This is a genomic window from Amycolatopsis sp. GA6-003, from assembly GCF_046267895.1.
Taxonomy (GTDB): Bacteria; Actinomycetota; Actinomycetes; order Mycobacteriales; family Pseudonocardiaceae; genus Amycolatopsis.
This window is the reverse complement of sequence record NZ_CP176499.1, coordinates 3,364,346-3,388,330: the sequence shown is the minus strand read 5'-3', so window position 1 is coordinate 3,388,330 and position 23,985 is coordinate 3,364,346. Positions and strand designations below refer to the sequence as shown.

Here is a 23,985-nt window from a genome sequence, read left to right as displayed (position 1 = left end):
TGCTTGGCGCGGTGAGTTCGGTGGCGATGGGTGTCTGGACTGCGTTGGCCGGGTTTGCTTGGGCCGCTTCAGCTTTGACAGAAGCCGGTTCTGCGTTTGGCCGGGTGGCTTTGGCTGCGATGGGTGCGTGGTCCGCGCTGGTCGCGTTTGGCCGGGCGGACTCGGCAGTGACGGCGGGAGGGGGGTCGGATTCGCTGGTGGCCGTAGGGGAATCGGCAGGCTCTGTGCCTCGCCGGGACTTGCGCGGGGGGAGGTTCACGATCCGGCCACCCCCAGCTGTTCCAGTGAGCTGAGTTTCCAGCCGGAGGCTGTGCGGGCCATCGTCGCGGCTAAGCGGGTGCGGCGGACCGGCTGTGCGGTGCCGTTCTCGGTTACGGTGATTTCCACCGAGGCGAGGAGTTTCGCGGTACCGGCTTCGGTGTCCAGGTCGGAGAGTCCGGCGTCGAGGACGTGGCCGGTGGTGGCGGAGCCGTCGGGTGGGACGTTGCCGGGCAGGGACGTCTGGAGAGCGCCGGTCGTCGCGGCTTGCCAGTGGGCTAGGTCTTGGTCGCGGTGCTGGGGGTTGAAGGTGGTGACCGTGGCGATCAGGGTGCGTCCGGCGGTGACGGCCTCGTCTCTGGCCGCGCCGGCGGTCGCGGCGGGGGAGGTCGCGGCGGCGTGCCACGACCAGGCTGACCAGGCAGCGAAGGCGGCTGCTGCGGTCAGGGCGATTCCGGCTGCCCACGTCAGGGTGCGACGGGGGTTGGTGGTGTTCAGGCGCGGGGAGGAGGGAACGGCGGGAGCGGACGGGTTCGGTGATGCTGCGGTTTCGGTGGTGGACGCGTCAGTGTCGGCTGGATGGGACGCGGCGCGCCTGGTGATGGGAGAGGGATCAGCAGGTTCGGCGGAGGCGTCCGGCGTGGAGGCGGGGTCGCTGGCGGGTCGCGCGGCAGGAGACTCGGCGCGAGCGGAGTTATTGGCGAGGCGCGCAGTATCTGGTTCGGAGGAGGCTGGGTCGTTGGCGAGACGTGCGGCGGCAGGTTCGGCGGAGGCGGAATCGTTGGTGGGTCGCGCGGCAGCGGATTCAGCAGGAGTGGAGTTGCTGGCGGGTCGCGCGGCGGCAGACTTGGCCGGTGTGGAGTCATTGGCGAGGCGCGCGGCATCAGCTTCGGCGGAGGCGGAGTTGCTGGCGGGTCGCGCGGCAGCGGATTCAGCAGGAGCGGAGTCGTTGGCGGGACGTGCGGCAGCACGCTCGGCGAAAGCGGAACCACCGACGCCCCGCGCAGCAGAAGGCTCCGCCGCAGGAGGCAATGCGACACCGTCAGAACAAACCGCCCCCGGTGAGGTCTTCAGTTTCCCCGGCGTAGCCACAGCATCTCCTCCAGATCGGTCGACGTCGCGAGCCCCGATGCCACCCCGGGAAGGCCGTCGGGTTTGGCTGGTTCCGGGACCCCTGGGTGCGGAGCGTGCTGGGCCCCTCGCACCGAGGACGGGTCTCCGGCGGGCAGGGTGCAAGCTGCGGAGGTGTTGAACGGGAGTACGGGCAGTTCGGCGCTGCTGCGGATTTTCGTGCTCTCGTACCCTTTCCGGCACGGTGGCGGGTCGAAGAACGTCAAGGCCAGCGACAATCGTCCGCTGTCTGGGGTGATGGCTGACGACGTCGCGGCTACGGTTTTCGGCAGGGTCACCAGCAGTTGCTCCACGCCGTCGGTTCGGGCGCTGAAGACGTCGGCCGTCGTCAGCAGGTTTGCCAGCAGGATTGGCAGGCCTGGGCTGTTGTCGCGAAGCAAGCCCGTGACCTGGGAAGCGGCCGGCGGGGCGGTGGCGATCAGCTGGCGCAGGTCGCCGTCCGAGGACGCTAGCTGCGAGGCGAACAGGTGGGCGTTTCGGCTGAACTCTCGCCATGCGGTCGAGGACTCGGCTTGCGTTTTCAGGACCGTCGAACCGTCGTTGATGAGTTTTGTTGTCTGGGGGAGGTGGGTCGAGGCGGAGTCGGTGAAGGACCTCGCGGTGTCCATCAGCAGTTGCAGGTCTGGGCCGCTGCCTTGCAGGGCGTTGTCCAGTTCGTTCACCACGGTGCGCAGGTCTTCGGTCGGCACCGAGGCGGTCAGCGCGTCCACATCGGACAGGAAGGTCTGCACTGGCAAGGGCAGGACAGTTGAGCTGCGAGGGATGACGCTGCCGTCCTCCAGGTACGGGCCCTGGGTGCCGGACGGTTGCAGGTCGACGTACTGCTCGCCGACGGCGGAGCGGTTCGCGACGATGGCTCGGGCGTTCGAAGGGATCCTTGGCGAGGAGGTGTCCAGCAGCAGGTCTGCTTCCATGCCGTGCTCGGTCAGGCGCAGCTGGCCGATCCGGCCGACAGCGACGCCTCGGTAGGTGACCTCGCCGTTGGTGAAGATGCCGCCGCCTTCCGATAATTCGAGGCGCACGGTGTAGGTCCCGGCACCGAACAGGCGCGCGATTCCGGCGTATTTCGCGCCGACGAACGAGGTCGCGGCCAACGCGACTACCACGAAGGCGATGACCTGCAGCCGGATCCGTCTGGTGAGCATCAGCGGCCCCCGGACGGGGGCGGCAGCGTAGGGAGTCCTGGCGGGACGCCTTGGCCGGGCGGAGGCAGCGGGACGCCAGCGCCGGGAGTCACCGTGGCGTAGACGTTCAGGTAGTCGCCTTTGAGCGCGTCCAGCACGGGGTCGGTGAAGGGGAACGAAGGGAGGATTTCCAGCGCTCGGGGCAGGTTTTGCCCGGCATCGGCGAGACGGCGCAGGATGGGGGCGAGGGCGCGCAGGTCGGCGGCCAGGTCGTCGCGGCTCTTGTTCGCGACGTCGGTGGCCACTGTGGACAGCTGGTCCAGCGACTGCAGCATCGTCACCAGCTGCGGTCGCTGGTCGGTGAGGGTTTTCAAGCCTGGGGTCAGGTCGGTGAGGGCGTCGGCGATCTGCTGGTTCCGGTCGGCCAGCGACGCCGACAGGTGGTTGAGGCCGTCCAGCGCGGCGGTGATGTCGCGGCGGTGGGCGTCGAGGTTCGTCATCAGCTGGTTGACCCCGGACAGGAAGCTGCGGATCTCCTCCTCGTTGCCGTCCATTGCCTTGGTCAGCTCGCGGTTGATCGTCTGCAACTGCTCGATCCCGCCGCCGTTGAGCAGCAGGGACAGCGCGCCGAAGATCTCCTCGAACTCCGGGTTGCGGTTGGTCCGCGACACCGGGATGACGGCTTTGTCCGCCAGCTGTCCGGAGGGGGAGGCGACCGGCGCGGCCAGTTCCACGAACTTCTCGCCCAGCAGCGACGATTGCCGCAGCCGGGCGACGGCGTTCGCGGGCAGGTGGACGTCGCCGTTCACGGCCAGGACGGTTTCGGCGGTCCAGCCGTCGGCGCCCAGCCGGATCGACTGGACGCGGCCAACGGGAACGTCGTCCACCTTCACCGCGGCCTGCGGGACCAGGTCCAGGACGTCGGCGAACTGGACGGTGACCTCGTACGGATGCGCGCCGAGGTCCGCGCCGCCGGGGAGCGGGAGGTCGTAGACGCCCCGGAAGCCGCCGGGGGCCGCGCAGCCGGCGAGCGTGCTTACCGCCAGGGCCAGGACAAGCCGTCGCGCCTTCATCGGCCGCCTCCCGTCACGGCCGCGTCCGTCGCCGGGAACGGCAGGTAATCCAGCAAGTTGGCACGGCCTTGCAGGCGTCCGGTCTCCGGGTCGATCGCGTTCAGCACGTTCTGCGCGGCCAGTGGGGCGACGTCCAGCGTTTCGGCGAGCGAAGCGCGTTGGTCCGCCAGCGTCTGCGTTGTCTTGGCCAGTTTGTCCACATTGGACTTGAGGGCGGCCCGGTTGTCCCGGATGAAGCCCTGGACCGAGGCCAGCGCGCTGCCGAGCGAGCGCAGGGCCCCGGACAGCTCGCCGCGGTTCGCCGCGAGGGTGGCCGACACCTTGGCCAGCTGCTGGTTCACGTCCGCGACCTGCCGGTCGTTCGTGGCGAGCATGGTGGTGAACTTCTGCAGCTCGTCGACCGTTCCGAACAGGTCCGACGAGTTGCCCGCCAGCGTGCGGGCGAGGCGGGCGAAGTCGCGGACGGACGTGTTGAACGCCTTGCCGTTGCCGTCGAGGTTCGCCGCGCCGGTGCGGAGGAGGTCGGACAGCGCGCCGTTCGAGTTCGCACCGTTCGGGCCGAGGGCTTTGCTCAGCGTGTCGAGGCTCGAGTACAGCTGGTCCAGCTCCACCGGCGTGCCGGTGCGGTCGGTGCCGATGACCGCGCCGTCGGCCAGGCGCGGGCCGCCTCGGGCGAGTTTGCCCAGCTGGACGTAGCGGTCGGCGACCACGCTCGGCGCGATCACCAGCGCGGTGGTGTCGGCGGCGACCGGGATGTGCGGATCTACCGACAAGTCGACCCGGACCTGGCCGCCCTGCGGAAGGACCGCGGTGACCTCGCCGACCTTCACCCCGAGCACCCGGACGTCGGATCCGCTGTAAACGCCGACAGCCCGCGAAAAGTACGCCGTGACGCGGTATCGGCCGGATCCGGAGAACACCCACCACATGACGCCGCAGATCACCAAGGCCATGACCAGGAGGAAAACCACGAAACGGTATGCGCGCGCGGTCATTTCGCGCCTCCCTTCGGCGGGGTGCACGGATCGCGGTTCTCCGGGAGGAGGCCGCACAGGTAGCTGTCGATCCAGCGGCCGTTGCCTGCGGTGTTGGTCAGCACGCGGAAGTACGGCCCGGCCAGCTTGAGGCTTTGCGCGAGGTTCGCGTCTTGGCGCTGCAGCAGGTCCGTCACCTGGTTGAGCTGCCGCAACGCCGGAGCGAGCTGCGCGGTGTTGTCCGAAACCAGCCCGGACAGCTGTTTCGCGAGCTGCTGGGTTCCGACGAGCAACTGGTGGATCGCGTCGCGGCGGTGGTCCAGTTCGGTGAGCAGCAGGTCGCCGTCCTTGACGAGGTTTTCGAAGTCGTCGTTCGAGTTGGCGATCGTGGTGGTCAGTTTGCGTGCGTTGGCCAGCAGTTCGGCGATCTCGTTGTCGCGCGACGAGACTGTCTTCGACAGCGCGCTGAGCCCGTCGAGCGCGGTACGGACGTGCTGTGGCGAGTTGCGGAAGGTGTCGCTGATCGTGGAGAAGCTGGTCGCGAGCTGTTTCGTGTCGATCGCGCCCGCGGTGTCGGCGAGGCCGTTGAACGCGTCGGTCACGTCGTACGGGGTCACCGTGCGGTCGCGCGGGATCGGCCGGTCCGGGTTCTGCTCCGCCCGGCCGGCCGGGTCGAGGGCGAGGAACTTGCGGCCCAGCAACGTTTTGATCTTGATCTGCGCCGACGTCCGGTCGCCGATCCACGCGTTCTTGACCCGGAAGCTGACCAGCACGTGGTCGTCGTCCAAGTCCACTTCGGACACTTCGCCGACCTTGATCCCGGCGATCCGCACCTCGTCGTCCGCCTGCAGCCCGGCCGCCTCGGTGAATTCGGCCTGGTAGGTGGTGCCGCCGAGGAACGGCAGGCGGTGGTAGTTGAGCGTACCGGTGAGCACCGCGGCCAGCGCGACGCTGCCGACGATCCCCAGCACGAGCGGATTGCGCTCCCGGAACGACTTCACGCGCCACACCTCGCCGCGGTCGCCGCCACGCCGCGCGGCGGCGACGTTTCCAGGACGGCTTTGCACAGGTAGAAGTTCATCCACGAGCCGTACGACCCGAGCGTGCCGATGCGGTCCATCTTCTTGGGCAGCGTGGTCAGTGCCTTGTCCACGTCGGCCTCCCCCTTGTTCAGGTTCCGGGTCAGCGCGTCGAGAGCGGAGATGCTGTCCTTGAGCCCGGGCCGGATCTCGGTGAGCAGCCCGCTGGTCGACTGCGTCAGCTCGGCCAGGCCGGACACCGCGTCGCCGATCGCCGTGCGGTCCTCGGCGAGCCCGGACACGAGCTGGCGCAGGGTCGACACCAGCGTCGCGAGCGAATCGCCCTTGCCGTTGACGGTTTTCAGCACCGAGTTCAGGTTGCCGATCACCTCGCCGATCACCTTGTCGCGGCTGGCGAGCGTGCTGGTGAGCGACCCGGTGTGCTGCAGCAGTTCGGTCACCGTGCCGCCTTCTCCCTGCAGCACCTGGACAATCTCGCCGGACAGGTCGTTGACGTCCTTCGGCGACAGCGCCTGGAAAAGCGGTTTGAAGCCGTTGAACAGGTCGGTCAGGTCGAGCGCGGGCGTCGTGCGGTCCAGCGGGATTTCGCCGCCCGGCGGCAATACTCCGGCCGCGGCTCGCGGGCGTTCCAGCGAGAGGTAGCGCTGGCCGACCATGTTGCGGTACTTGATCACCGCGGTCACGTTGGCGGGCACCGTGCGGCCGTTCTCCAGCGAGAAGCTGACGTGCGCGCGGTTGCGGTCGACCACGTCGAGGCCTTCGATCTGCCCGACCTTGACCCCGGAAATCCGCACGTCATCGCCTACGTTCAACGCGGTGGCGTCGACGAAAGTGGCCCCGTACCGCTTGCTTCCGCCGACCGATCCGCCGGTGATCGACAACGCGAGAACGACCGTCGCGAGGACGGTGACCAGGATGAAGATCAGGCTTTTGACCAGGGGAGCGGCAAGGTTTCTCACTTCGCCGTCACCTCCGTTCCGCGGTAGAGCGGGCCGACGAGCACGCTGCTCCACATCGGCACGTCAGCGGTCGAAACGCCCAGCGAAGGCGCGATCAGCGGGGCCAGAAACTGCTGCTCCTGCGGCGAATTCGCGATGCCGAGGTCACCGGTCGACGGCACGGTCGCCGGGGTTCCGGCGGTCGGCATCACTCCGCTCGGGTAGCAGCGCGGGCCGGTTTTCTCGGTGTACGCCGGATTGTCCTTGCCCGGCACGTATTTCCCGCGCGACTTGGACACGGTGACCTCGACGTGCAGCCCGGGCTCCTTCGTTCCGGCGCCGAGCACCCGATCCATCGACGGCTTCAAGTCGGTGAGTGCCTGTAGAGTGCAAGGGAAGCTGGGGGAGTACTTAGCGCCGATTTCGAGCGGACGGCGGCTGTCCGCGGACAACGCGATGAGGTTGTTCCGGTTCTGCCGCAGGAACGTCGTGAGGTCCCGCGACGACGTGGTGACCTGCTGATACAGCGAGCCGAGGTCGATTCGCTTGGCACTGACCGTGCCGAGCGTGACCGACGCGTCGGTGAGCGCGTCGAGCAGATCGGGCGCGATGTCGCCGTACATCTGGGTGACGGTGGCGAGATCGCGCACGTTTCGGTCCAGCTGCGGCAGGTTCGGGTTGAACCGCCGCAGGTAATCCGACGCGGTCGCCAGCGTCTGGCCCAACTGTGCGCCGCGGCCCTGCAATGCCGTGGAGACCGCAGTCAGCGTGGTGGCCAGTTTCTGCGGCTGAACGGCTTTCAACACCGGGAGCAGGTTGTCGAAGACGCGCTCCAGCTCGATCGCGTTCGCCGACCGGTCCTGCGAGATCACGTCTCCGGCTCGCAGCGGCCGCTGCCGGTCAGTGTCCGGAATGGACAGTTGGACGTACCGTTCGCCGAACAGCGTCTTGGGAACCAGCAGCGCGGACACGTTGACCGGCAGCCACCGCACCTGCTCCGGGTCCAGTGCGAGCGAGATCTCCGCACCGCCACGGATCGCGTGCACGCCCCGGATTTCGCCGACCACGACCCCGCGCGCCTTCACCTGCCCGCCGGCGCGCAGCTGGTTGCCGACGCGATCGGCCTGCAGCGTCACCGGGACCGTGGGGGTGAAGTCCTTGTTGTAGATCTTCACCGTGAGCAGCACGAACGCCGACAGCGCCGCCAGGAACAGCACCCCGGCGGTGCGGACTCCGGTCTTGTGCCAGCGCCGGTTCATCCGGCCACCTGCACGGTCGTCGTAGCGCCCCAGATCGCGAGGCTGAGGAAGAAGTCCAGGACGCTGATCGCGACGATCGCCGTCCGCACCGCCCGGCCGACCGCGACCCCGACGCCAGCCGGGCCGCCGCTCGCACGGAAGCCGTAGTAGCAATGCGCGAGCACCACGACGACGCTGAAAATCAGCACTTTCCCGAACGACCACAGCACGTCGCCGGGTGGCAGGAACAGCAGGAAGTAATGGTCGTACGTGCCAGCCGACTGCCCGAAGCCCCACACGGTGACCTGCCGCGACGCGAGATACGACGACAACAGCCCCACCGCGTACAGCGGAATCACCGCGATGAACCCGGCGATCACCCGGGTGGTGACCAGATACGGCACGCTCGGGATGCCCATCACCTCGAGCGCGTCGATCTCCTCGGAGATCCGCATCGCGCCCAGTTGCGCGGTGAACCCGCAGCCGACCGTCGCGGACAACGCCAGCCCGGCCACCAACGGCGCGATCTCACGCGTGTTGAAGTACGCTGAAATGAACCCCGCGAACGCCGACGTGCCCACCTGGTTCAGCGCCGAATACCCTTGCAGCCCAACGACAGTACCGGTCGCCACGGTCATCCCGACCATCACGCCGATGGTCCCGCCGATCACCGCGAGCGCGCCGCTGCCGAAGCTCACCTCGGCCAGCAGCCGGACGATCTCGCGCAGGTACCGGCGCACCGCGCGCGGCACCCAGCCGAGCGCGCGCAGGAAGAACAGGATCTGGTCGCCGAGGGTGTCGAGGAAGCCCAGCCTGCGGTCGATGGCCTCGAGCACGCGCGTCGGAGTCGGGGTGGCCATCAGCTTCCCTTCGGCGGCACGAGCTGGAGGTACACCGTGGTGAGGATCAGGTTCAGCACGAACAGCAGCAGGAACGTGATCACGACGGACTGGTTCACCGCGTCGCCCACGCCTTTCGGACCGCCGCGCGGGTTCAGCCCCCGATACGACGCGACGACCGCGGCGACGAACCCGAACAGCAGTGCCTTGATCTCGCTGATCCACAGATCCGGCAGCTGGGCCAGCGCGGAGAAACTCGCCAGGTACGCGCCCGGCGTGCCGCCCTGCATGATCACGTTGAAGAAGTAGCCGCCGAGCACGCCGACCACGCTGACCATGCCGTTCAGGAACACCGCCACGCCCATCGCGGCCAGCACCCGCGGCACGATCAGCCGCTGGATCGGCGAAACCCCGAGCACCTCCATCGCGTCGATTTCCTCGCGGATGGTGCGCGACCCGAGATCGGCGCACATCGCGCTGCCGCCCGCGCCCGCGATCAGCAGCGCGGTCACGATCGGGCTGGCCTGCTGGATGATCGCGAGCACGCTCGCCGCGCCGGTGAACGACTGCGCGCCGATCTGCGTGGTCAGCGACCCGATGTGCAGCGCGATCACCGCGCCGAACGGGATCGACACCAGCGCGGTCGGCAGGATCGACACGCTCGCGATGAACCAGAACTGCTGCACGAGTTCGCGGAACTGGAACGGACGGCGAAACGTCAGCCGGACGACGTCGAGCCCCAGTGCGTAAAGCCGTCCGGTCTGGTGCAGTGCCGCGGCGCCGGGAAACGCCATCGCCCGACCTCCCAGCAATGTCCGGGCACGGCGGAATGCCCGCCGAACTTCCGTTCCGGTGCTGCTCCGTTTGGCGGACCGGCGGGAAGGAAAGCGTCGGCGGGGGGTTACCGTGCGGTTTCGTTACTGGTCAGTACGCTAACGAGGGCTTTGCCCGCAGACAAGAACTTGCCCTCTGCCGCGGGGTCACGGAGGCGTAACCGCGAAATTCTTGTGCGATTTTGACAACTGCCGGGAATGCGCTTGTCAGCGCAGGAAAATAAATACCAGCGCGGCGGTTTCCGGATATTTCAGCGAGCGAGCCAGCGGTGCAGCGAAGCCGTCAAAGCCTCGGGTGCGTCGAGCTGGATCAGGTGCCCCGCCGAACGGACCAGTTCCAGTCCGGCCCCCGGGATCATCCCGGCGAGCCGGTGTGCGCGGTCGACCGGGATCCAGGTGTCCTCGATGCCCCACACCACGAGCGTGGGCACGCTGACGTCGCGGTAGCGCGGTTCGATCTCGTCGGTGTAGCGCTGATCTGCTTGCGCGATCTGCCTATAGAAGGCGGCCTGTCCAGTCGAACCGAGCCATGGCGCGACGAGCATGTCGTGCGCTTCGGCGGACAACGGACGATGCGCGGCACCCGCGATGTACTCCCGCACCAGCGCTTCGTGCAGATTCGGCGGCAGCTGCGCGAACACGGCCGCGTTCTCCGCCACCAGACGGAAGAACTCCGAACCCCACGGCGCCAGCGCGACGACGTCCACCAGCGCCAGCGACCGGTAAGCCGCGCCGTGCAACAGAAACGCGCGCAGGCTGACCGCGCCGCCGTAGTCGTGCGCCACCACGTCCGGCTCTTCGAGCCCCCAATGGTCCAGCAGCGCGGCGAACGTCTCGCCCTGCGCGGCCAGCGAAACGTCCTGGCCCTCGGCCATGGTGGAACTGCCGTAGCCCGGCATGTCCCACAGGTACACCGTGAAGTCCGGCGCGAAGGTCGAAGCGATCGGCTCCCACAGCTTCGACGACCACGGCGTGCCGTGGCAGAACACGAGCGGCGGCCCCGAACCCTGCCGGGACCACCGAACCTCTTGGCCGCGCCAGTGGAAGACCTCCATCAGCGCTTCAGGTCCGCCACGATCTCGTACGAGCGCACCCGGTCCTCATGCCCGTGCACCATGGTGGTGATCATCAGCTCGTTCGCGTCGGTGTCGGCCAGCAGCTGGTCCAGACCCTTCCGGACGGTCTCCGGCCCGCCGACGATACTCGACCCGAACCGCTCGGCCAGGAACGCGCGGTCCATCTCGGTGTACGGGTACTCGGCGGCGTCCTCCGGCGTCGGCAGCGCGATCGGGCGGCCGCGGCGCAGGCTCAGGAAGGTCAGCCCGCTCGGCCCGGCCAGGAACTCCGCCCGCTCGTCGGTCTCGGCGGCGATCACCTGCACGCCCAGCATCACGTACGGCTCTGAAAGCACCTCGGACGGACGGAAGTTCTCGCGGTACAGGCGTAGTGCCGGCAGCGTGTTCTCGGCCGCGAAGTGGTGCGCGAAGGAGAACGGCAGCCCCAGCCGTCCGGCCAGCTGCGCGCTGAAGCCGGAGGAACCGAGCAGCCACACCGGCGGCTTGTTGCCCTCGGCGGTGACCGCGTTGACGCCGCGCGCCGGGTCCGGCTCGAAGTAGCTGATCAGCTCCATCAGGTGCTCGGGGAAGTTCTCCGCGGACAGCCCGCCCGGCCCGCGCAGCGCGAGCGCGGTGCGCTGGTCGGTGCCCGGCGCGCGGCCGATGCCCAGGTCGATCCGGCCCGGGTGGAACGCCTCCAGCGTGCCGAACTGCTCGGCGACCACGAGCGGCGCGTGGTTCGGCAGCATGATCCCGCCGGAGCCGACGCGGATGCTCTCGGTGGCGTCCGCGACGTGCCCGATCAGCACCGCCGTGGCCGAGCTGGCGATGCCCGGCATGTTGTGGTGCTCGGCGAGCCAGTACCGGTGATAGCCCAGCCGTTCGGCGTTGCGGGCGAGATCGAGCGTATTGCGCAGCGCCTCGCCGACCCCCTTCCCTTCGGAAACGGGGGACAGGTCGAGCACGGACAGCGGCACGTCAGGCAGGGAAGTCACGTAAGGGCGTAACGCACGGGGCGGCGGTTCCCTTCCCGGTCGCCTTCTCGTGAGCGGCGATCACGGTTCTAGCCGCGATCGCCGCTCACGAGGCGGGCAGCCAGTCCGGGTTCGAGGCGAGCACGATCAGCTGCTGGGTCGCCCGGGTGAGTGCGACGTACAGCACGCGCCGCCCGGTCGAGGACTCGGTGACCAGGTCCATCGGCTCGACCAGCACGACCGCGTCGTACTCGAGGCCCTTCGAATCGAGGCTGCCGACGACCTTCAGCCGCTCGTCGGTCTGCCCGGCGAGCCAGCCTTCGACCTCTTCGACGCGGTCCATGGCGGTGATCACACCGACCGTGCCCTCGACCGCGCCGAGCAGTTCCTTCGTCGCGGTCTGCGTCGCACTCGCCAAGGCGGCCTGGTCGACCGGGCGGACCTCCGGCTCGATTCCGGTGGTGCGCACCGCCTTGGGCAGCTCGTCGGCCCGCGCGTGGCCGGCCACGACCTTCGCCGCCAGGTCGAAGATCTCCGCCGAGTTCCGGTAGTTCGTGCGCAGCGTGAAGCGCCGCCGCGTGGTCTTCACGCCGAACGCCTGGTCGCGCGCCTGCGCCGCCTCGTCCGGGTCCGGCCACGAACTCTGCACCGGGTCGCCCACGACGGTCCAGCTCGCGTACTTGCCGCGACGGCCGATCATCCGCCACTGCATCGGCGAAAGGTCCTGCGATTCGTCGACGACCACGTGCGAGTACTCGTCGTAGTGCTCCGGACGGTGCGGCGCGCCGCCGGAACCGCCGCGCTCCGGGGCCGCCTCGACCACGGTCTGGCGACGGCGGCGCTTCGGCTCCGGCCCGACCAGCACGCGCAATTCGTCCAGCAACGCGACGTCCGCGACCGACCAGCCGCGGGAACGGTCCGCGAAATCGGCCGACAGCAGGCTGATCTCGTTCCGGTTCAGGATGCCCTTGGCCGCCGCGGCCATCCGCTTCTCGGCGCCGAGCCACTTGAGCACCTGCGCCGGGTACAGCACCGGCCACCACACCACGAGGAAGCGGTGGAAGTCGATGCGCTCGCCGAGGTCGTTGATCAGCTCCGCGCGATCGATCTCCTTGCCGTCCGCCTTCGCGTACTCCTCGGCCTTGTCCGCCAGCGCGGCCAGCAACAGCTCTGCGACGCGTACGCGCGAACGGTTCGGCGGCGCGCCCTGCGTGTGCGCCTTGCGCCGCACCTTCTCCAGCTCGCGCGCGGTGAGCTTCAGGACTTCGCCGCGATAGACGATCTTCAGCTCCGTCGGCGCTTCGGGCGGGGTGTCGCGCAACGCGCGCAGAAGCACCTTTCGCATCCGAAGCGAACCCTTGATCGCGGCCAGCGCAGCCGTGTCCTGTCGCGTCGCTTCGAGACCGTCGAGCACTTCGCCGAGGGCGCGCAGCTCTACGTTCGTTTCGCCCATCGACGGCAGCACGCGCGAGATGTACGTGGTGAAGACGCCCGAAGGGCCGATCACCAGCACGCCCGCGCCGCCGAGCTGACGGCGGTGCCGGTACAGCAGGTACGCCGCACGGTGCAACGCCACGGCCGTCTTGCCGGTGCCGGGACCGCCGGTGATCTCGGTGACCCCGCGCCACGGCGCGCGGATGACCTCGTCCTGTTCCTTCTGGATCGTGGCCACGATGTCGCGCATCTTCTCGCCGCGCGAACGGCCGAGCGCGGCCATCAGCGCGCCCTCGCCGACGATCTGCATGTCCTCGGGCACGGCGTCGGCGATCAGCACGTCGTCGTCCACGTCCAGCACGGTCTGCCCGGAGCAGCGGATCACCCGGCGGCGCACGACGTCCATCGGCTCTTCCGCGGTGGCCTGGTAAAACGCCGCGGCCGCGGGCGCGCGCCAGTCGGTGACCAGGTTGTCGAACTCGGTGTCGCGGATGCCGAGGCGGCCCACGTAGATGTGCTCGCGGTCGAGGTGGTCGAGCCTGCCGAAGACCAGGCCCTCGTACTCGGCGTCGAGCGTCTGCAGGGTCTGGTTCGCGTGGTAGACCATCATGTCGCGCTCGAACAGCATCGACGCCTGCTCGAAGATCGCTTCGCGCTGTGCGCCCTGGCCCAGCTCGTAGCCCTTGGCCCGCATCGCCTCGGCTTGGGTCCGCAGCTCGGCGAGCCGCGTGTAGACCCGGTCGACGTGGGCCTGCTCGACGGCGATCTCAGCCCGTCTCACCCGGGGTTCGGACACGCAACGCTCCCTTGAACTCCATCAACGCGCCCCTGGAGGGCGAAGGACGACTCTACGCGCCCGCGCGCGCGGGTTCGGCAAGTCCTGCCCAATGCCACATCGCGACCTTGGGCGAAGATGGCCGGGTGACGAGGATCGTGGCGGGGAAGGCGGGCGGACGGCGGCTGAAGGTGCCGCCCAAAGGCACCCGTCCGACGTCGGAGCGGGTGCGGGAAGCACTGTTCAACGCCCTCGAAGTGGCCGGTGAACTGGACGGCGCCCGCGTGCTCGACCTCTACGCCGGCTCGGGCGCGCTCGGTCTCGAAGCGCTTTCGCGCGGTGCTGCGGACGCGTGGTTCGTGGAAGCCGATCGTCGCGCGGCAGACGTGCTTCGCGGCAACGTCGCCGAGTTGCGGCTAGGCGGCACGGTGCGCGCCGGTCAGGTCGAGACCGTGGTCGCCGCGCCTGCGCCAGTGCAGTTCGACGTCGTGCTCGCAGATCCGCCGTACGCGGTCGACGCTGCTTCGCTGGGCGCGGTGCTCGCTTCGCTGCACAGTGGAGGCTGGCTCGTTGAAGGCGCGTTGACGGTGATCGAACGTGCTGCGCGCGACGGTGCTCCGGACTGGCCGTCGACCTTCAAGCCGCTTCGCGAGAAGCGCTACGGCGACACGGCGCTGTACTGGGCTGAGTACGACAGCTCATCTGGGGTGTGACGCAGTCGTCACGAGAGCGCGCGCGGCGGCGCGGCTTGATAGCGTCCGCGCCATGCGGCGTGCGGTCTGTCCCGGTTCTTACGATCCGGCCACCAACGGACATCTCGACATCATCGAGCGGGCTTCGAAGCTCTTCGACGAGGTCGTCGTCGCGGTGGGGGTGAACAAGAGCAAGAAGGGCCTCTTCAGCGTCGAAGAACGCATGGAGATCCTGCGCGAGATCACCGCGGAACTGCCGAACGTGCGCGTCGATTCGTGGCAGGGCCTGCTCGTGGACTACTGCCGCGACAACGACATCGCCGCGGTCGCGAAGGGCCTGCGCTCGGTCAGCGACTTCGACTACGAGCTGCAGATGGCCCAGATGAACCGCGAGCTCACCGGCCTCGAAACGCTGCTGATGGCCAACAACCCGGCGTACGGGTTCGTGTCCAGCTCGCTGGTCAAGGAGATCGCGGCGCTCGGCGGCGACATCGAGAACCTGGTGCCGCCGGTCGTCCACGAACGCCTCCTCGCGGTCTACGCCAAACAGGACTGAGCACCGCGTCCGGCCGCGAGGCCAGTCCAGCGGCCGATTTAGCCTGAACGGATTACTGCCTTCGTCGGGACTTCGGCCGCGGCCCGAAGCTGTTCACCTCGCGTCATTCTGCGGACTACCCGTCCGGGTTACCGTCCGAAAATGACCAACAACCGCAGCCGCATAGTCGGTGTCCTTTTCGCACTGCTGGTCGGTTTCCTGGGGTTCGGCACGGCCGCGGAGGCCGTCCCGCTGTCCCCGGCGGCTCCGGCGTCCGTGCAGCCGAAGCAGAACTCCTGTGGGGATCTGTCCGGCTTCACGCACGTCAAGCTGTCGGCGCTGCCCCCGGAGGCGACTGACACCTACAAGCTGATCCAGACGAACGGGCCGTTCCCGTACCCGAAGAACGACGGGGTCGTCTTCACCAACCGCGAGGGGATCCTGCCCTCCTGCGCGTCGAGCTACTACCACGAGTACACCGTGCCCACGCCCGGTTCGAGCACGCGCGGCACCCGCCGGATCGTGACCGGCCAGGGCGGCGAGTACTTCTACACCGGCGACCACTACGCGACCTTCCAGGTCATCGACATCGACGGCGGCAGCACCCCGGCGAAGTGCGGCGACCTGTCGAAGCTGAGCCCGGTCGGCTACTCGACGTTGTCCGACGACGCCAAGCAGGTCGTCGACGGCGTGCGCGCCGGCACCCTCAGCGACGGCACGATCTACCAGAACCGCGAGGGCGTCCTGCCCGCGTGCGACGCCGGCTACTACACGCTGTACGACGTCGGCTCGGAAGACCGCGTGATCTCCGGCAAGGGCGGCGAGCTCGTCTACACGCCGGACCACTACGGCACCTTCCAGAGGATCGATCTGGCGGGCTGACCCCGGCCAGTCGGGGGCGGTCCCATCGGCCGGGTGAGACCGCCCCCTTCCCCGCGAGGCCAGGACACGCCCGGTCGGGTGCTCGTTCACCGGTTCAGGCTGCGAAGCGGGCAGACTGGAAGCCAGTGATCGGGGAAACTGCTTGAGGGAGTGGCCGTGTACCGGGTTTTCGAGGCACTCGACGAGCTCGTCACGATCGTCGAAGAGGCCCGTGGGGTTCCCATGACGTCCAGCTGTGTGGTGCCCCGCGGCGACGTCCTCGAGCTGCTCGACGACGTCCGCGACGCGCTTCCCGGCGAAGTGGACGACGCGCAGGACGTGCTCGACAAACGCGACGACCTGCTGCTGGCCGCGCGCAAGGAGGCGGGGGAGACCGTCGCCAGCGCGAACGAGGAAGCCGAGCGGACCGTGTCGGACGCCACGTCCGAGGCCGAGCGCATCCTCGCCGACGCGCGCGCCCGCGCGGAGCAGATGCTGAGCGACGCGCACAACGAGGCCGAGCGCATGGTCGCGAGCGGGCAGGCCGAGTACCAGAACCTCACCGAACGCTCGCGCGCCGAATCCGAGCGGATGATCCAGGCCGGCCGCGACGCCTACGATCGCGCGATCGAGGACGCCCGCGCCGAACAGGCCCGGCTCGTCTCGCAGACCGAGGTCGTGCAGGCCGCGCACGCCGAATCCGCGCGCATCGTCGACGAGGCGCACGCCGAGGCCGACCGGCAGCGCGTCGACTGCGACGCGTACGTGGACGGCAAACTGGCCGAGTTCTCCGAACTGCTGGCCACCACGCTGCGCACCGTCGACTCGGGCCGCAACCACCTGCGCTCGCCCGCCACCGGCCACGGCGGCGGCCGTTCCACCCTGTACGACTACCAGGTCTGAGGCGTTTTCCCTCGCCCGCGAGGCCGCGGAACCGGCCGAACGCGGGCCCGGCGGCGAGAGCGTCGGGCAGGCCCGCGCCGGTCCCCCGCGGCGGCCTCGTTCACCGGGTCTGACCAGCCGCTGCGGCGACCCGCGCGGGGGCTGCGTACGCTGGTGGGCGATGTCCGAAAACCCTGCCCAGAACCCCCGCCCCGCGCAGCTCGACGACCGCAGCCCGTGGGTGGTCGACACCCGTGAGCTCGGCCGCCGCGCGGGACTCAGCCGGGAGCTGCGCCGCAGCGCGCCCGTGCCGGCCTCGCTCGGCGTGCCCGGCGTGCTCGAAATCCGCGAAGGCGAGCCGGTCGAGCTCGACCTGATGCTCGAATCCGTCGTCGAGGGCGTTCTCGTCACCGGCACCGCCGCCGCGGTCGCCACCGGCGAGTGCTCGCGCTGCCTCGACCCGGTCACCGAGAACGTCGAGGTCGACCTCACCGAGCTGTTCGCCTATCCGGGCTCGGCCACCGAGGAGACCACCGACGAGGACGAGATCCCTCGCCTGGTCGACGACCGGATCGACCTCGAGCCGACCGTCCGCGACGCCGTGGTGCTGGCGCTTCCGCTCGCCCCGCTGTGCCGCGAGGACTGCCCCGGACTGTGCATCGAATGCGGTGTCAAGTGGGCCGATCTCGAGCCCGGACACGGGCATGAGAAGATAGACCCTCGGTGGGCCGCGCTGGTCGAGCGATTCGACGAGAACGCGGGCGAAAAGCCTGCGCACGGCTCCGGAGAGCAAGCCTGACGAGCGCCCAGCTCGATCCGGGAGAAAGCAAGTTCGCTCGCATCCGCGAGCAGACCGTTTGAAGGAGATCTACTCGTGGCCGTCCCGAAGCGGAAGATGTCGCGATCCAACACGCGCTCCCGCCGCAGCCAGTGGAAGGCGGCTCCGGTTCAGCTGGTGCCCTGCTCCAACCGCGCCTGCCGCCAGCCGAAAATCCAGCACGTCGCTTGCCCGGCTTGCGGCCAGCACAACGGCCGCCAGGTCGTCGAGCCCGCCTGAGCGGGCAGCCGACCATGGGGGGTAAGCCCGTCGGAGGACCCGCGGCCGATCCCGCATCGTTGCTCGAGGCGCTCGGGGTCGAACTCGACCCCGAGCTGCTCCGTCTTTCGCTCACCCACCGCTCGTACGCGTACGAGCACGGCGGCCTGCCGCCGAACGAGCGACTGGAGTTCCTCGGAGACGCGGTGCTCGGCCTCGTCGTCACCGACCACCTCTACACCACGCACCCCGACCTGCCCGAGGGCCAGCTCGCGAAGCTGCGCGCCAGCGTCGTCAACATGCACGCGCTGGCCGGCGTCGCGCGCGGGCTCGGCGAGGGCGGGCTCGGGGCGCATCTGCTGCTGGGCAAGGGCGAAGAGCTCACCGGCGGCCGGGACAAGGCGAGCATCCTCGCCGACGGTCTCGAAGCCGTCATCGGCGCCACGTACCTCGCGCACGGCATCGAGGTCGCGCGCAAGCTCGTGCACCACCTCTTCGACGGGTTGCTGGCCGAGGCTCCGCTGCGCGGGGCAGGCCTCGACTGGAAGACCAGCCTGCAGGAGCTGACCGCCTCCGGGGGACTCGGCGTGCCCGAGTACCGCGTCGAGGACAGCGGTCCCGACCACCGCAAGGAATTCACCGCCACCGTGCTGGTGGCGGGCCGCGCGCTGGGCGAGGGCAACGGCACCACGAAGAAGGAAGCCGAGCAGAAGGCCGCGGAGACCGCCTGGCGGGCCCTGTCGGAGGAACTCGGCAGGGGCGACGACGCGAGCTGACGCGTTCTCCCTTCTTTCCGGGGCTGGTTGGCGAGATTCGCTGATCAGCCCCGTTTTGTGCGCCGGACCGGCGGCTGTGCCCGGTTTTCCTGCCAGACGGGGGCGTCTGAGTCCTCCCGGCCTCGTCGCGGGTTGTGCACCGGCCCCGGAATTGTCGGGGGCGCCGGGCAGAATGAGGGCATGCCCGAACTACCCGAGGTCGAGACCGTCCGCGCCGGTCTCGAAGCGCACGTCGCCGGCCGTACCGTCCGGGCCGTCGAGGTGCTGCACGACCGCGCCATCCGGCGGCACGCCCAGGGAGCCGCCGACTTCACCGGACGGCTCGCCGGAGTCACGATCGAGGCCGCCCGGCGGCGCGGCAAATACCTGTGGCTGGAACTGTCCGACGGCGAGGCGGTCCTGGCGCATCTCGGCATGAGCGGGCAGATGCTGGTGCAGCCCGAGGACGCGCCGGACGAGAAACACCTGCGCGTCCGGGTCCGCTTCGCCGACGGCGGCCCGGAGTTGCGGTTCGTCGACCAGCGGACGTTCGGTGGCTTGGCTTTGGACGAGCTGGTCGAGGTCGACGGTGACAGCCTGCCGGGGACTATCGCGCACATCGCGCGGGACCCGATGGATCCGAAGTTCGATCCGGAGGCGGCGGTGCGCGCGCTGCGGTCGCGCCGGACTGAGGTGAAGCGGGCGCTGCTGGATCAGACGTTGGTGTCTGGGGTGGGCAACATCTATGCCGACGAGGCGTTGTGGCGGGCGAAGCTGCATTGGTCTCGGCCGACGGAGAAGCTCACGGCTGCTCAGGGGCGGGCGTTGGTGGCCGCTGCCAGTGACGTGATGGCGGCGGCTTTGGTGGCGGGCGGGACTTCGTTTGATGCGCTTTATGTGAACGTGAATGGGGAGTCTGGGTATTTCGAGCGTTCGCTTGACGCGTATGGGCAGGAGGGGATGCCTTGTCGGCGGTGCGGGACGGCGATTCGGCGGGAGCCGTTTATGAATCGGTCTTCGTTTTCTTGTCCGAGGTGTCAGCGGCGGGCTAGGTCGGTTTAGCTGGGGGAGGGTCGGGTGACGGCTCGTCGCCCTGGGGGGCGACATTGCCGGTTGGTGGTTGCGTGGGGCACCCCGAAGCTTGATTGTGCTGACGGTTCGGGGGTGCTTGTCAAGGCGGGAAAGATGCCTTGACAAGCACCCCCGAACCGCAGGGAGGCTTCGTATCGGGGTGCGGGGGAGGGGCTGGGTGCCTCGCTCTTGGGTGCAGAGGTGCGGTTTTAGGGCTGGGTGCCACGCTCTTTGGGTGCACCGGCTGCGGGTTTGGGGCTGGGTGCCTCGATGTTTGGGTGCAGCGGTGCGGTTTTTAGGGGTGGTTCAGCGGTTTGGGGTTGGCGGCTGCGGGTGGATTGGGTGTGCGAAGTCGAGCGAAAACCAAGCCCGCAACCGTAATTGCCAGTGAGAGCCAGGCGAACCAGTCGCCGAATTTGGTGTGGAACGTTGGGCCGGGGCCTGCCGGAACGTCGGCGACGACCGACGTGAACGGAGTGGGGCCGCCGGTTCGGGCTTCGGCTTGGATGCGGCCGTAGCCGTCGGAAAGCATCAGGGTGCCGTTTGCGTCGGACAGTGCTATTGACTGTCCGCTTTCTACACCTCGGAGCAGTGCGTTGCGGGTGTGCTGCCAGCCGCCTTCGTCGTTGCTGTCTGGCGGGACTGCCAGTTCCGCTGGGATGGCGAGGATTCGCGAGCCGGCGGCTGCGTAGTCGCGGCTGGGGGCGGTGAAGGTCGTGTCGCCGCAGATCACCAAGCCGGTCGGGGCGGGCGCGCCGGGGACGAACACCAGGTCTCGGCCGGGTGGGCTCACCAGGTCGTGGTGTTTCAGGTACCGAACGGGTGCGGCGCCGTCGGCGGGGAAAGCCAGTGCGTAGTCGTAGTTGTGTTTGCCTGGTCGGTCGTAGTACTCGAACCCGACCACGATCGCCGTGCCTCGGGCCTTGGCGGTGCGGCGCATTGGTTCTACCAGGGCGGTCGGCCATTCTTCTTCGGCGCTGAAAGCAGCTTCGGGCAGCACTACGAGCTGTACGCCGTCCGGCATGGCGGAAATTTGGTCGAGGTAGTCTTGGACCAGGGCTCGGCCGCGGGCGGTGCCGAGTTCAGGGCCCCAGTGGTAGCCCGCGTTTTGCGTGATCGCGGCCATTCGCACCGACGGACCGCCCGAAGCGGAAAGGCGCAGGGCGCCGCCGCCGAGGGACAGGGTCACCAGGACTGCGGTGACGACACCGGTGCGCAGCCGGGACGCTCCGGGCGCGCACATGGCGGCGACCGCGGAAGCGGGCAGCAGCACCAAAAACTCGATGCCCCACATCCCGGCCCACGAAGCGGTTTGCAGCACGAGCGGCGCGTCGCCCTGGTCGTTGGCCAGGGAACCCATCATGCCCATCGGATTCGAGATGGCGATCAGATACAAGAGCGCGGTCCACGCCGCCGGTGCGGCCAGACTGGCCAGCAGCGTCCGGCGACGGCGTGCCAAGGCCCAGAAAAGCCAGACCGCGAACGTGAACACCAGGGACATCCCGACATCGATGGCCGCCCCGAACGGCCACAGCGGTTCGTCGCCGGAATGTGCTTGGTAGGCCCACATATTCGCGGTGCCGAGCAGGAAAGCGCCGAAGGCGGTGCCCGCGGCGGTCCAGCCGCCGACCCGAGTCGCCAGCAACAGCACGGGAAACGGCGCGAGCCAGGTGAGGACGGCGATCGGCGCGAGTCCGGTGCCGAAGTAGAAAAGCACCGCCGACGACAGGAGCGCGGCCGGGACCTGCCAGCGGGCGTTAGGTGTTGAGGCCATGGAGGATTCTCCGGGAGGTGCGTCGGCATAGTGCGCGGAATTTGGGTTCTGCTGTGCCGAGGCTGTCGGCGAGGTGGTGCTGCACGGTGGCTTGGGTTTGTGTGCGGATTTGCCTGTGGGCGTTAGGTTTTGAGGCCATCGAAGATCCTGCGGGAGGTGCGTCGGCATAGTGCGCGGAACTCGGGTTCCGCTGCCCCCATGCGGCCGGCGAGGTAGTGCAGAACCATGCCTTGCGTCTGCGTGCTGACGGTGAGCGCGGCTTCCAGCGGATCGTCCTCGCGCAGTACGCCGTCGCGCATGCCTTCTTCAATCAGTCGGACCAGGGCGGTGAACGGCGGCGAACCGGGTTCGCGGAAACCGTCCGGGTACAGGCGGGCTTGGGTCCAGCCGTCGGTCATCAGGAAGCGGTACAGGTGTGGCTGGCCGAGTGCGAAGTCCAGGAACCGGTCCAGCAGTGCGTCGAAGCGGTCGAGCCATTCGCCGCCGGGGGCCGGGTCTTTCCATGCCGCGCCTAGTTCGCGGCCGGTGGCGTCGGCGACTGCGCGCAGCAGGACCTCGCGGTTTTCGTAATGCCGGTAGATCGCCATCGCGGTGACCCCGGCGGCTTCGGCGACCCGGCGCATGCTGACCGCCGCTGCGCCCTCGGCGGCGATGATCTCGCGTGCTGCCGCCGCGAGTCGTTCGGCGGTGGGAATCTCGGCCATGTCTACACTGTAGACCACGATGTCTACGCTGTATACCCGACCGTTCGGCTCCCGCTGACCAGGACGGATGGGCAGCGATACCGCCGGATGGCCGCGTGCCGTGCACACTACTGCGCTATGCGTGGTACCTTCTCTCGCGCAGGACCGGGGAAGGAACGCCGTGGAGATCAGTCAGCTGCTCAAGGGAGTGCTGGACCTGGCGGTCCTCGCGGTGCTGCGCGACGACGACGGGTACGGCTACGACGTGCTGCGAAGACTTCGCGTCGCCGGCCTGGAGGAGGTCGGGGACGCATCGGTGTACGGCACGCTGCGGCGGCTGTACAAGGCGGGCTTGCTGACGTCCTACGTGGTTCCGAGCGAAGAAGGCCCGCACCGCAAGTACTACAGCTTGAACGACCGGGGCAGGGCGCGGCTCGCCGAATCGGCGCGCACGTGGCGCAGCTTCGCGTCCATTATGGACAGTTTGGTGAACGAGCGGGCCTGACCGCGCGGGCAGGCGGCACGAATCGGGGAGAGGCAGCATGAGCACGGACAAGCCGACGGCCGCGCGGGTGTACCTGTCGAGGGTGCGCACCGCGCTCGCGGATCTGCCCGCGAACGAGATCGAGGAACTGCTCGAGGACGTCCGGCCGCAGCTGGCCGAGATGGAGGCGGAGGCCGGGGCGGCGGCGCGGGTCGAGGACCTCGTCGCGCGGCTCGGCACTCCGGAGAGCTACGCGGCGGAGCTGCGGGCGTCCGGCGGCTACCCGCCCGCACCGGCGGCTCCGGAAGCCGCGACCGAAGTCCTGCCGACCGCGAAGCCGGGCCGGCTCGGAGCCCGGCTTGCCTTGTGGGGCTTGCTTTTCTGCGCGGCGGGGACGGCGCTGGTCGCGTTCTACACCGCGGTGCGCTTCGATTCCGACGCGCTGGTCGGGATGCTCGTGCTGGCCCCGGTGTTCGCGGTGAGCGTGGCGTTCCTGCTGCTGCGCGGCGTCGATGCGATCCGCGAGCTGCCGGAGGCGGTCCGCGCGCGGGCGATGCTGAAGTCGATGCGGGAGGACCGGTCGGCCGACCGCGCGCTCGCCTATCTCAACTCGCTGAAACCGGCGTGGTGGGTGGTCTGCGGGTTCGCGCTGCTGGCGTTCGGGCTCCTGCTGATGATCCGCGACCTGCACGCGGTCCTGCTGCTGCCGGTGCTGCTCGTCGGCGCGGGCCTGGTGATGTGGGCGGGCCCGCGGATCAAGGCCGACGGGCGGATGCTGTGGATCGCGGTGCCGGTGTCGGCGTTCGTCGTGGGCAGCGCGTTCGGCGGCCTCGGCGCGGCGGTCAACCTGGTCCGGGACCGCACGTACTCGTCGAACTCCGCCCCGGTGTACGCCTCGTCGAGGTACGAGGACGTTCACGGCAACGAGGCGCTGCGCTACGGCTCGCACGAACTGAGCAACGTGTACGTCTTCGACGCGAACGGCAAGCCGCTCGAGAACGTCTACCTGTACGACGACCGCGGCCGCCCGCTCACGATCACGCGCTACGGCTGCGAGAAGGACAGCGGGACGAGCCAGATGACCGGGCAGGACAACCAGTTCCCGCGCCCGAAGGTCGTCGAAGGAGTGCAGGACGACCGCGGGAATGTCAACGGCTACAACGGTTATCGCGGGTACTGCCGGGAGGATCACGGGGTGCCGTTCGCGGCGGTGATCCCGAAGGCTCCAGCGACTTCGGCGACGCCGGTTCCGCCGACGAAGGCTGCTCAGCCGACCAAATAGGCGGGGTGCCTCCGCGACAGCTTGTGAGCCGGTGCTAGGTGGTCGGCGGGAGGTCTGGGGCACGAGCCCGACAGTCCGGACCGCCGGGAGCCGGGGCAGCCGCGCCTCGCGAGGAGGCTCGGGCGCGGGACCGGTTTCGGTGGCCGGGAGTCGGCTGGATTGGCGGCGGGCTCGTCCCGCGGTGAAGCCCCGGAGTGCGAAACGGGTTCTGGGTGGCCCGGACTTGGCTGGGGCGGGCTCGTTC

24 protein-coding genes are annotated in these 23,985 nt (G+C 69.1%); 10 read left to right on the top strand and 14 right to left on the bottom strand.

Annotation, left to right across the window (positions count from 1 at the left end):
- Positions 1-255: 255 nt before the first annotated feature.
- The 12 genes from F9C12_RS14870 to F9C12_RS14815 all read right to left on the bottom strand — a co-directional run bounded on the left by F9C12_RS14870 (position 256) and on the right by F9C12_RS14815 (position 13,707).
- Positions 256-1,350, bottom strand: a complete 1,095-nt coding sequence (locus F9C12_RS14870; protein ID WP_409466257.1) for a hypothetical protein — start codon at positions 1,348-1,350, stop codon at positions 256-258.
- A complete protein-coding gene (locus F9C12_RS14865) occupies positions 1,329-2,534 on the bottom strand; it encodes an MCE family protein (RefSeq protein WP_409466256.1) in 1,206 nt (401 codons plus the stop codon). Before F9C12_RS14865 ends, F9C12_RS14870 begins: the two co-directional genes overlap by 22 nt.
- Positions 2,534-3,586, bottom strand: coding sequence for an MCE family protein (locus F9C12_RS14860; protein ID WP_409466255.1), 1,053 nt, complete (start codon positions 3,584-3,586; stop codon positions 2,534-2,536). The genes F9C12_RS14865 and F9C12_RS14860 overlap by 1 nt, the downstream gene beginning before the upstream one ends.
- Positions 3,583-4,581 (bottom strand): MCE family protein, encoded by a 999-nt coding sequence (locus F9C12_RS14855; protein WP_409466254.1) that lies wholly within the window; start codon positions 4,579-4,581, stop codon positions 3,583-3,585. Before F9C12_RS14855 ends, F9C12_RS14860 begins: the two co-directional genes overlap by 4 nt.
- Entirely contained in the window at positions 4,578-5,561 is a 984-nt protein-coding gene (locus tag F9C12_RS14850; RefSeq protein ID WP_409466253.1) for an MCE family protein, read from the bottom strand. The genes F9C12_RS14855 and F9C12_RS14850 overlap by 4 nt, the downstream gene beginning before the upstream one ends.
- Positions 5,558-6,559 carry an MCE family protein gene (locus tag F9C12_RS14845; RefSeq protein WP_409466252.1) on the bottom strand — a complete coding sequence of 334 codons (1,002 nt, stop codon included), beginning with the start codon at positions 6,557-6,559 and terminating at the stop codon, positions 5,558-5,560. The genes F9C12_RS14850 and F9C12_RS14845 overlap by 4 nt, the downstream gene beginning before the upstream one ends.
- Complete coding sequence (locus tag F9C12_RS14840; protein ID WP_409466251.1) at positions 6,556-7,797, bottom strand: MCE family protein; 1,242 nt, start codon at positions 7,795-7,797, stop codon at positions 6,556-6,558. The genes F9C12_RS14845 and F9C12_RS14840 overlap by 4 nt, the downstream gene beginning before the upstream one ends.
- A complete protein-coding gene (locus F9C12_RS14835; protein WP_037712855.1) occupies positions 7,794-8,636 on the bottom strand; it encodes an MlaE family ABC transporter permease in 843 nt (280 codons plus the stop codon). Before F9C12_RS14835 ends, F9C12_RS14840 begins: the two co-directional genes overlap by 4 nt.
- Positions 8,636-9,409, bottom strand: a complete 774-nt coding sequence (locus tag F9C12_RS14830; protein WP_009074192.1) for an MlaE family ABC transporter permease — start codon at positions 9,407-9,409, stop codon at positions 8,636-8,638. Before F9C12_RS14830 ends, F9C12_RS14835 begins: the two co-directional genes overlap by 1 nt.
- Positions 9,410-9,699: 290 nt before the next feature.
- A complete protein-coding gene (locus F9C12_RS14825; protein WP_409466250.1) occupies positions 9,700-10,503 on the bottom strand; it encodes an alpha/beta fold hydrolase in 804 nt (267 codons plus the stop codon).
- Positions 10,503-11,498: an LLM class flavin-dependent oxidoreductase gene (locus F9C12_RS14820; RefSeq protein ID WP_409466249.1), complete on the bottom strand. Its 996-nt coding sequence runs from the start codon at positions 11,496-11,498 to the stop codon at positions 10,503-10,505. The genes F9C12_RS14825 and F9C12_RS14820 overlap by 1 nt, the downstream gene beginning before the upstream one ends.
- Before the next feature lie 85 nt (positions 11,499-11,583).
- Positions 11,584-13,707 (bottom strand): HelD family protein, encoded by a 2,124-nt coding sequence (locus F9C12_RS14815; RefSeq protein WP_409466248.1) that lies wholly within the window; start codon positions 13,705-13,707, stop codon positions 11,584-11,586.
- Positions 13,708-13,832: 125 nt separating this feature from the next.
- Here F9C12_RS14815 and rsmD point away from each other — a divergent pair, with 125 nt between their 5' ends.
- From rsmD to mutM, 8 genes are all read left to right on the top strand, one after another.
- Entirely contained in the window at positions 13,833-14,399 is a 567-nt protein-coding gene (gene rsmD / locus F9C12_RS14810; RefSeq protein WP_409182549.1) for a 16S rRNA (guanine(966)-N(2))-methyltransferase RsmD, read from the top strand.
- 52 nt (positions 14,400-14,451) lie between these two features.
- A complete protein-coding gene (coaD, locus tag F9C12_RS14805) occupies positions 14,452-14,934 on the top strand; it encodes a pantetheine-phosphate adenylyltransferase (protein ID WP_409182548.1) in 483 nt (160 codons plus the stop codon).
- Between the two features lie 141 nt (positions 14,935-15,075).
- Entirely contained in the window at positions 15,076-15,795 is a 720-nt protein-coding gene (locus F9C12_RS14800; RefSeq protein WP_409466247.1) for a ribonuclease domain-containing protein, read from the top strand.
- A gap of 156 nt (positions 15,796-15,951) precedes the next feature.
- Positions 15,952-16,677 (top strand): DivIVA domain-containing protein, encoded by a 726-nt coding sequence (locus F9C12_RS14795; protein WP_409182546.1) that lies wholly within the window; start codon positions 15,952-15,954, stop codon positions 16,675-16,677.
- Between the two features lie 160 nt (positions 16,678-16,837).
- Positions 16,838-17,455 carry a YceD family protein gene (locus F9C12_RS14790; protein WP_409182545.1) on the top strand — a complete coding sequence of 206 codons (618 nt, stop codon included), beginning with the start codon at positions 16,838-16,840 and terminating at the stop codon, positions 17,453-17,455.
- A gap of 75 nt (positions 17,456-17,530) precedes the next feature.
- Complete coding sequence (gene rpmF / locus F9C12_RS14785; protein WP_009074209.1) at positions 17,531-17,713, top strand: 50S ribosomal protein L32; 183 nt, start codon at positions 17,531-17,533, stop codon at positions 17,711-17,713.
- 14 nt (positions 17,714-17,727) lie between these two features.
- Complete coding sequence (rnc, locus tag F9C12_RS14780) at positions 17,728-18,468, top strand: ribonuclease III (RefSeq protein ID WP_409182544.1); 741 nt, start codon at positions 17,728-17,730, stop codon at positions 18,466-18,468.
- Between the two features lie 180 nt (positions 18,469-18,648).
- Positions 18,649-19,509: a bifunctional DNA-formamidopyrimidine glycosylase/DNA-(apurinic or apyrimidinic site) lyase gene (gene mutM, locus F9C12_RS14775; protein ID WP_409182543.1), complete on the top strand. Its 861-nt coding sequence runs from the start codon at positions 18,649-18,651 to the stop codon at positions 19,507-19,509.
- Between the two features lie 304 nt (positions 19,510-19,813).
- Here the strand turns inward: mutM and F9C12_RS14770 are convergent, their stop codons facing one another.
- Both F9C12_RS14770 and F9C12_RS14765 read right to left on the bottom strand, forming a co-directional pair.
- A complete protein-coding gene (locus tag F9C12_RS14770; protein ID WP_409466246.1) occupies positions 19,814-21,292 on the bottom strand; it encodes a nitrilase-related carbon-nitrogen hydrolase in 1,479 nt (492 codons plus the stop codon).
- A 122-nt stretch (positions 21,293-21,414) separates the two neighbouring features.
- A complete protein-coding gene (locus F9C12_RS14765) occupies positions 21,415-21,996 on the bottom strand; it encodes a TetR/AcrR family transcriptional regulator (protein ID WP_409466245.1) in 582 nt (193 codons plus the stop codon).
- Positions 21,997-22,156: 160 nt separating this feature from the next.
- Between F9C12_RS14765 and F9C12_RS14760 the strand changes: the two genes are divergently transcribed.
- Positions 22,157-22,480, top strand: coding sequence for a PadR family transcriptional regulator (locus F9C12_RS14760; RefSeq protein ID WP_409182540.1), 324 nt, complete (start codon positions 22,157-22,159; stop codon positions 22,478-22,480).
- A gap of 37 nt (positions 22,481-22,517) precedes the next feature.
- Positions 22,518-23,741 (top strand): HAAS signaling domain-containing protein, encoded by a 1,224-nt coding sequence (locus tag F9C12_RS14755; RefSeq protein WP_409466244.1) that lies wholly within the window; start codon positions 22,518-22,520, stop codon positions 23,739-23,741.
- Positions 23,742-23,985: the final 244 nt, after the last annotated feature.

Coding starts and splice junctions, on each gene's coding strand:
- F9C12_RS14865 (WP_409466256.1), bottom strand. CDS start 2,534: ATGCTCACCAGACGGATCCGGCTGCAGGTCATCGCCTTCGTGGTAGTC.
- F9C12_RS14860 (WP_409466255.1), bottom strand. CDS start 3,586: ATGAAGGCGCGACGGCTTGTCCTGGCCCTGGCGGTAAGCACGCTCGCC.
- F9C12_RS14855 (WP_409466254.1), bottom strand. CDS start 4,581: ATGACCGCGCGCGCATACCGTTTCGTGGTTTTCCTCCTGGTCATGGCC.
- F9C12_RS14840 (WP_409466251.1), bottom strand. CDS start 7,797: ATGAACCGGCGCTGGCACAAGACCGGAGTCCGCACCGCCGGGGTGCTG.
- F9C12_RS14835 (WP_037712855.1), bottom strand. CDS start 8,636: ATGGCCACCCCGACTCCGACGCGCGTGCTCGAGGCCATCGACCGCAGG.
- F9C12_RS14830 (WP_009074192.1), bottom strand. CDS start 9,409: ATGGCGTTTCCCGGCGCCGCGGCACTGCACCAGACCGGACGGCTTTAC.
- F9C12_RS14825 (WP_409466250.1), bottom strand. CDS start 10,503: ATGGAGGTCTTCCACTGGCGCGGCCAAGAGGTTCGGTGGTCCCGGCAG.
- coaD (WP_409182548.1), top strand. CDS start 14,452: ATGCGGCGTGCGGTCTGTCCCGGTTCTTACGATCCGGCCACCAACGGA.
- F9C12_RS14800 (WP_409466247.1), top strand. CDS start 15,076: ATGACCAACAACCGCAGCCGCATAGTCGGTGTCCTTTTCGCACTGCTG.
- F9C12_RS14790 (WP_409182545.1), top strand. CDS start 16,838: ATGTCCGAAAACCCTGCCCAGAACCCCCGCCCCGCGCAGCTCGACGAC.
- rnc (WP_409182544.1), top strand. CDS start 17,728: ATGGGGGGTAAGCCCGTCGGAGGACCCGCGGCCGATCCCGCATCGTTG.
- mutM (WP_409182543.1), top strand. CDS start 18,649: ATGCCCGAACTACCCGAGGTCGAGACCGTCCGCGCCGGTCTCGAAGCG.
- F9C12_RS14770 (WP_409466246.1), bottom strand. CDS start 21,292: ATGGCCTCAACACCTAACGCCCGCTGGCAGGTCCCGGCCGCGCTCCTG.
- F9C12_RS14765 (WP_409466245.1), bottom strand. CDS start 21,996: ATGGCCGAGATTCCCACCGCCGAACGACTCGCGGCGGCAGCACGCGAG.
- F9C12_RS14755 (WP_409466244.1), top strand. CDS start 22,518: ATGAGCACGGACAAGCCGACGGCCGCGCGGGTGTACCTGTCGAGGGTG.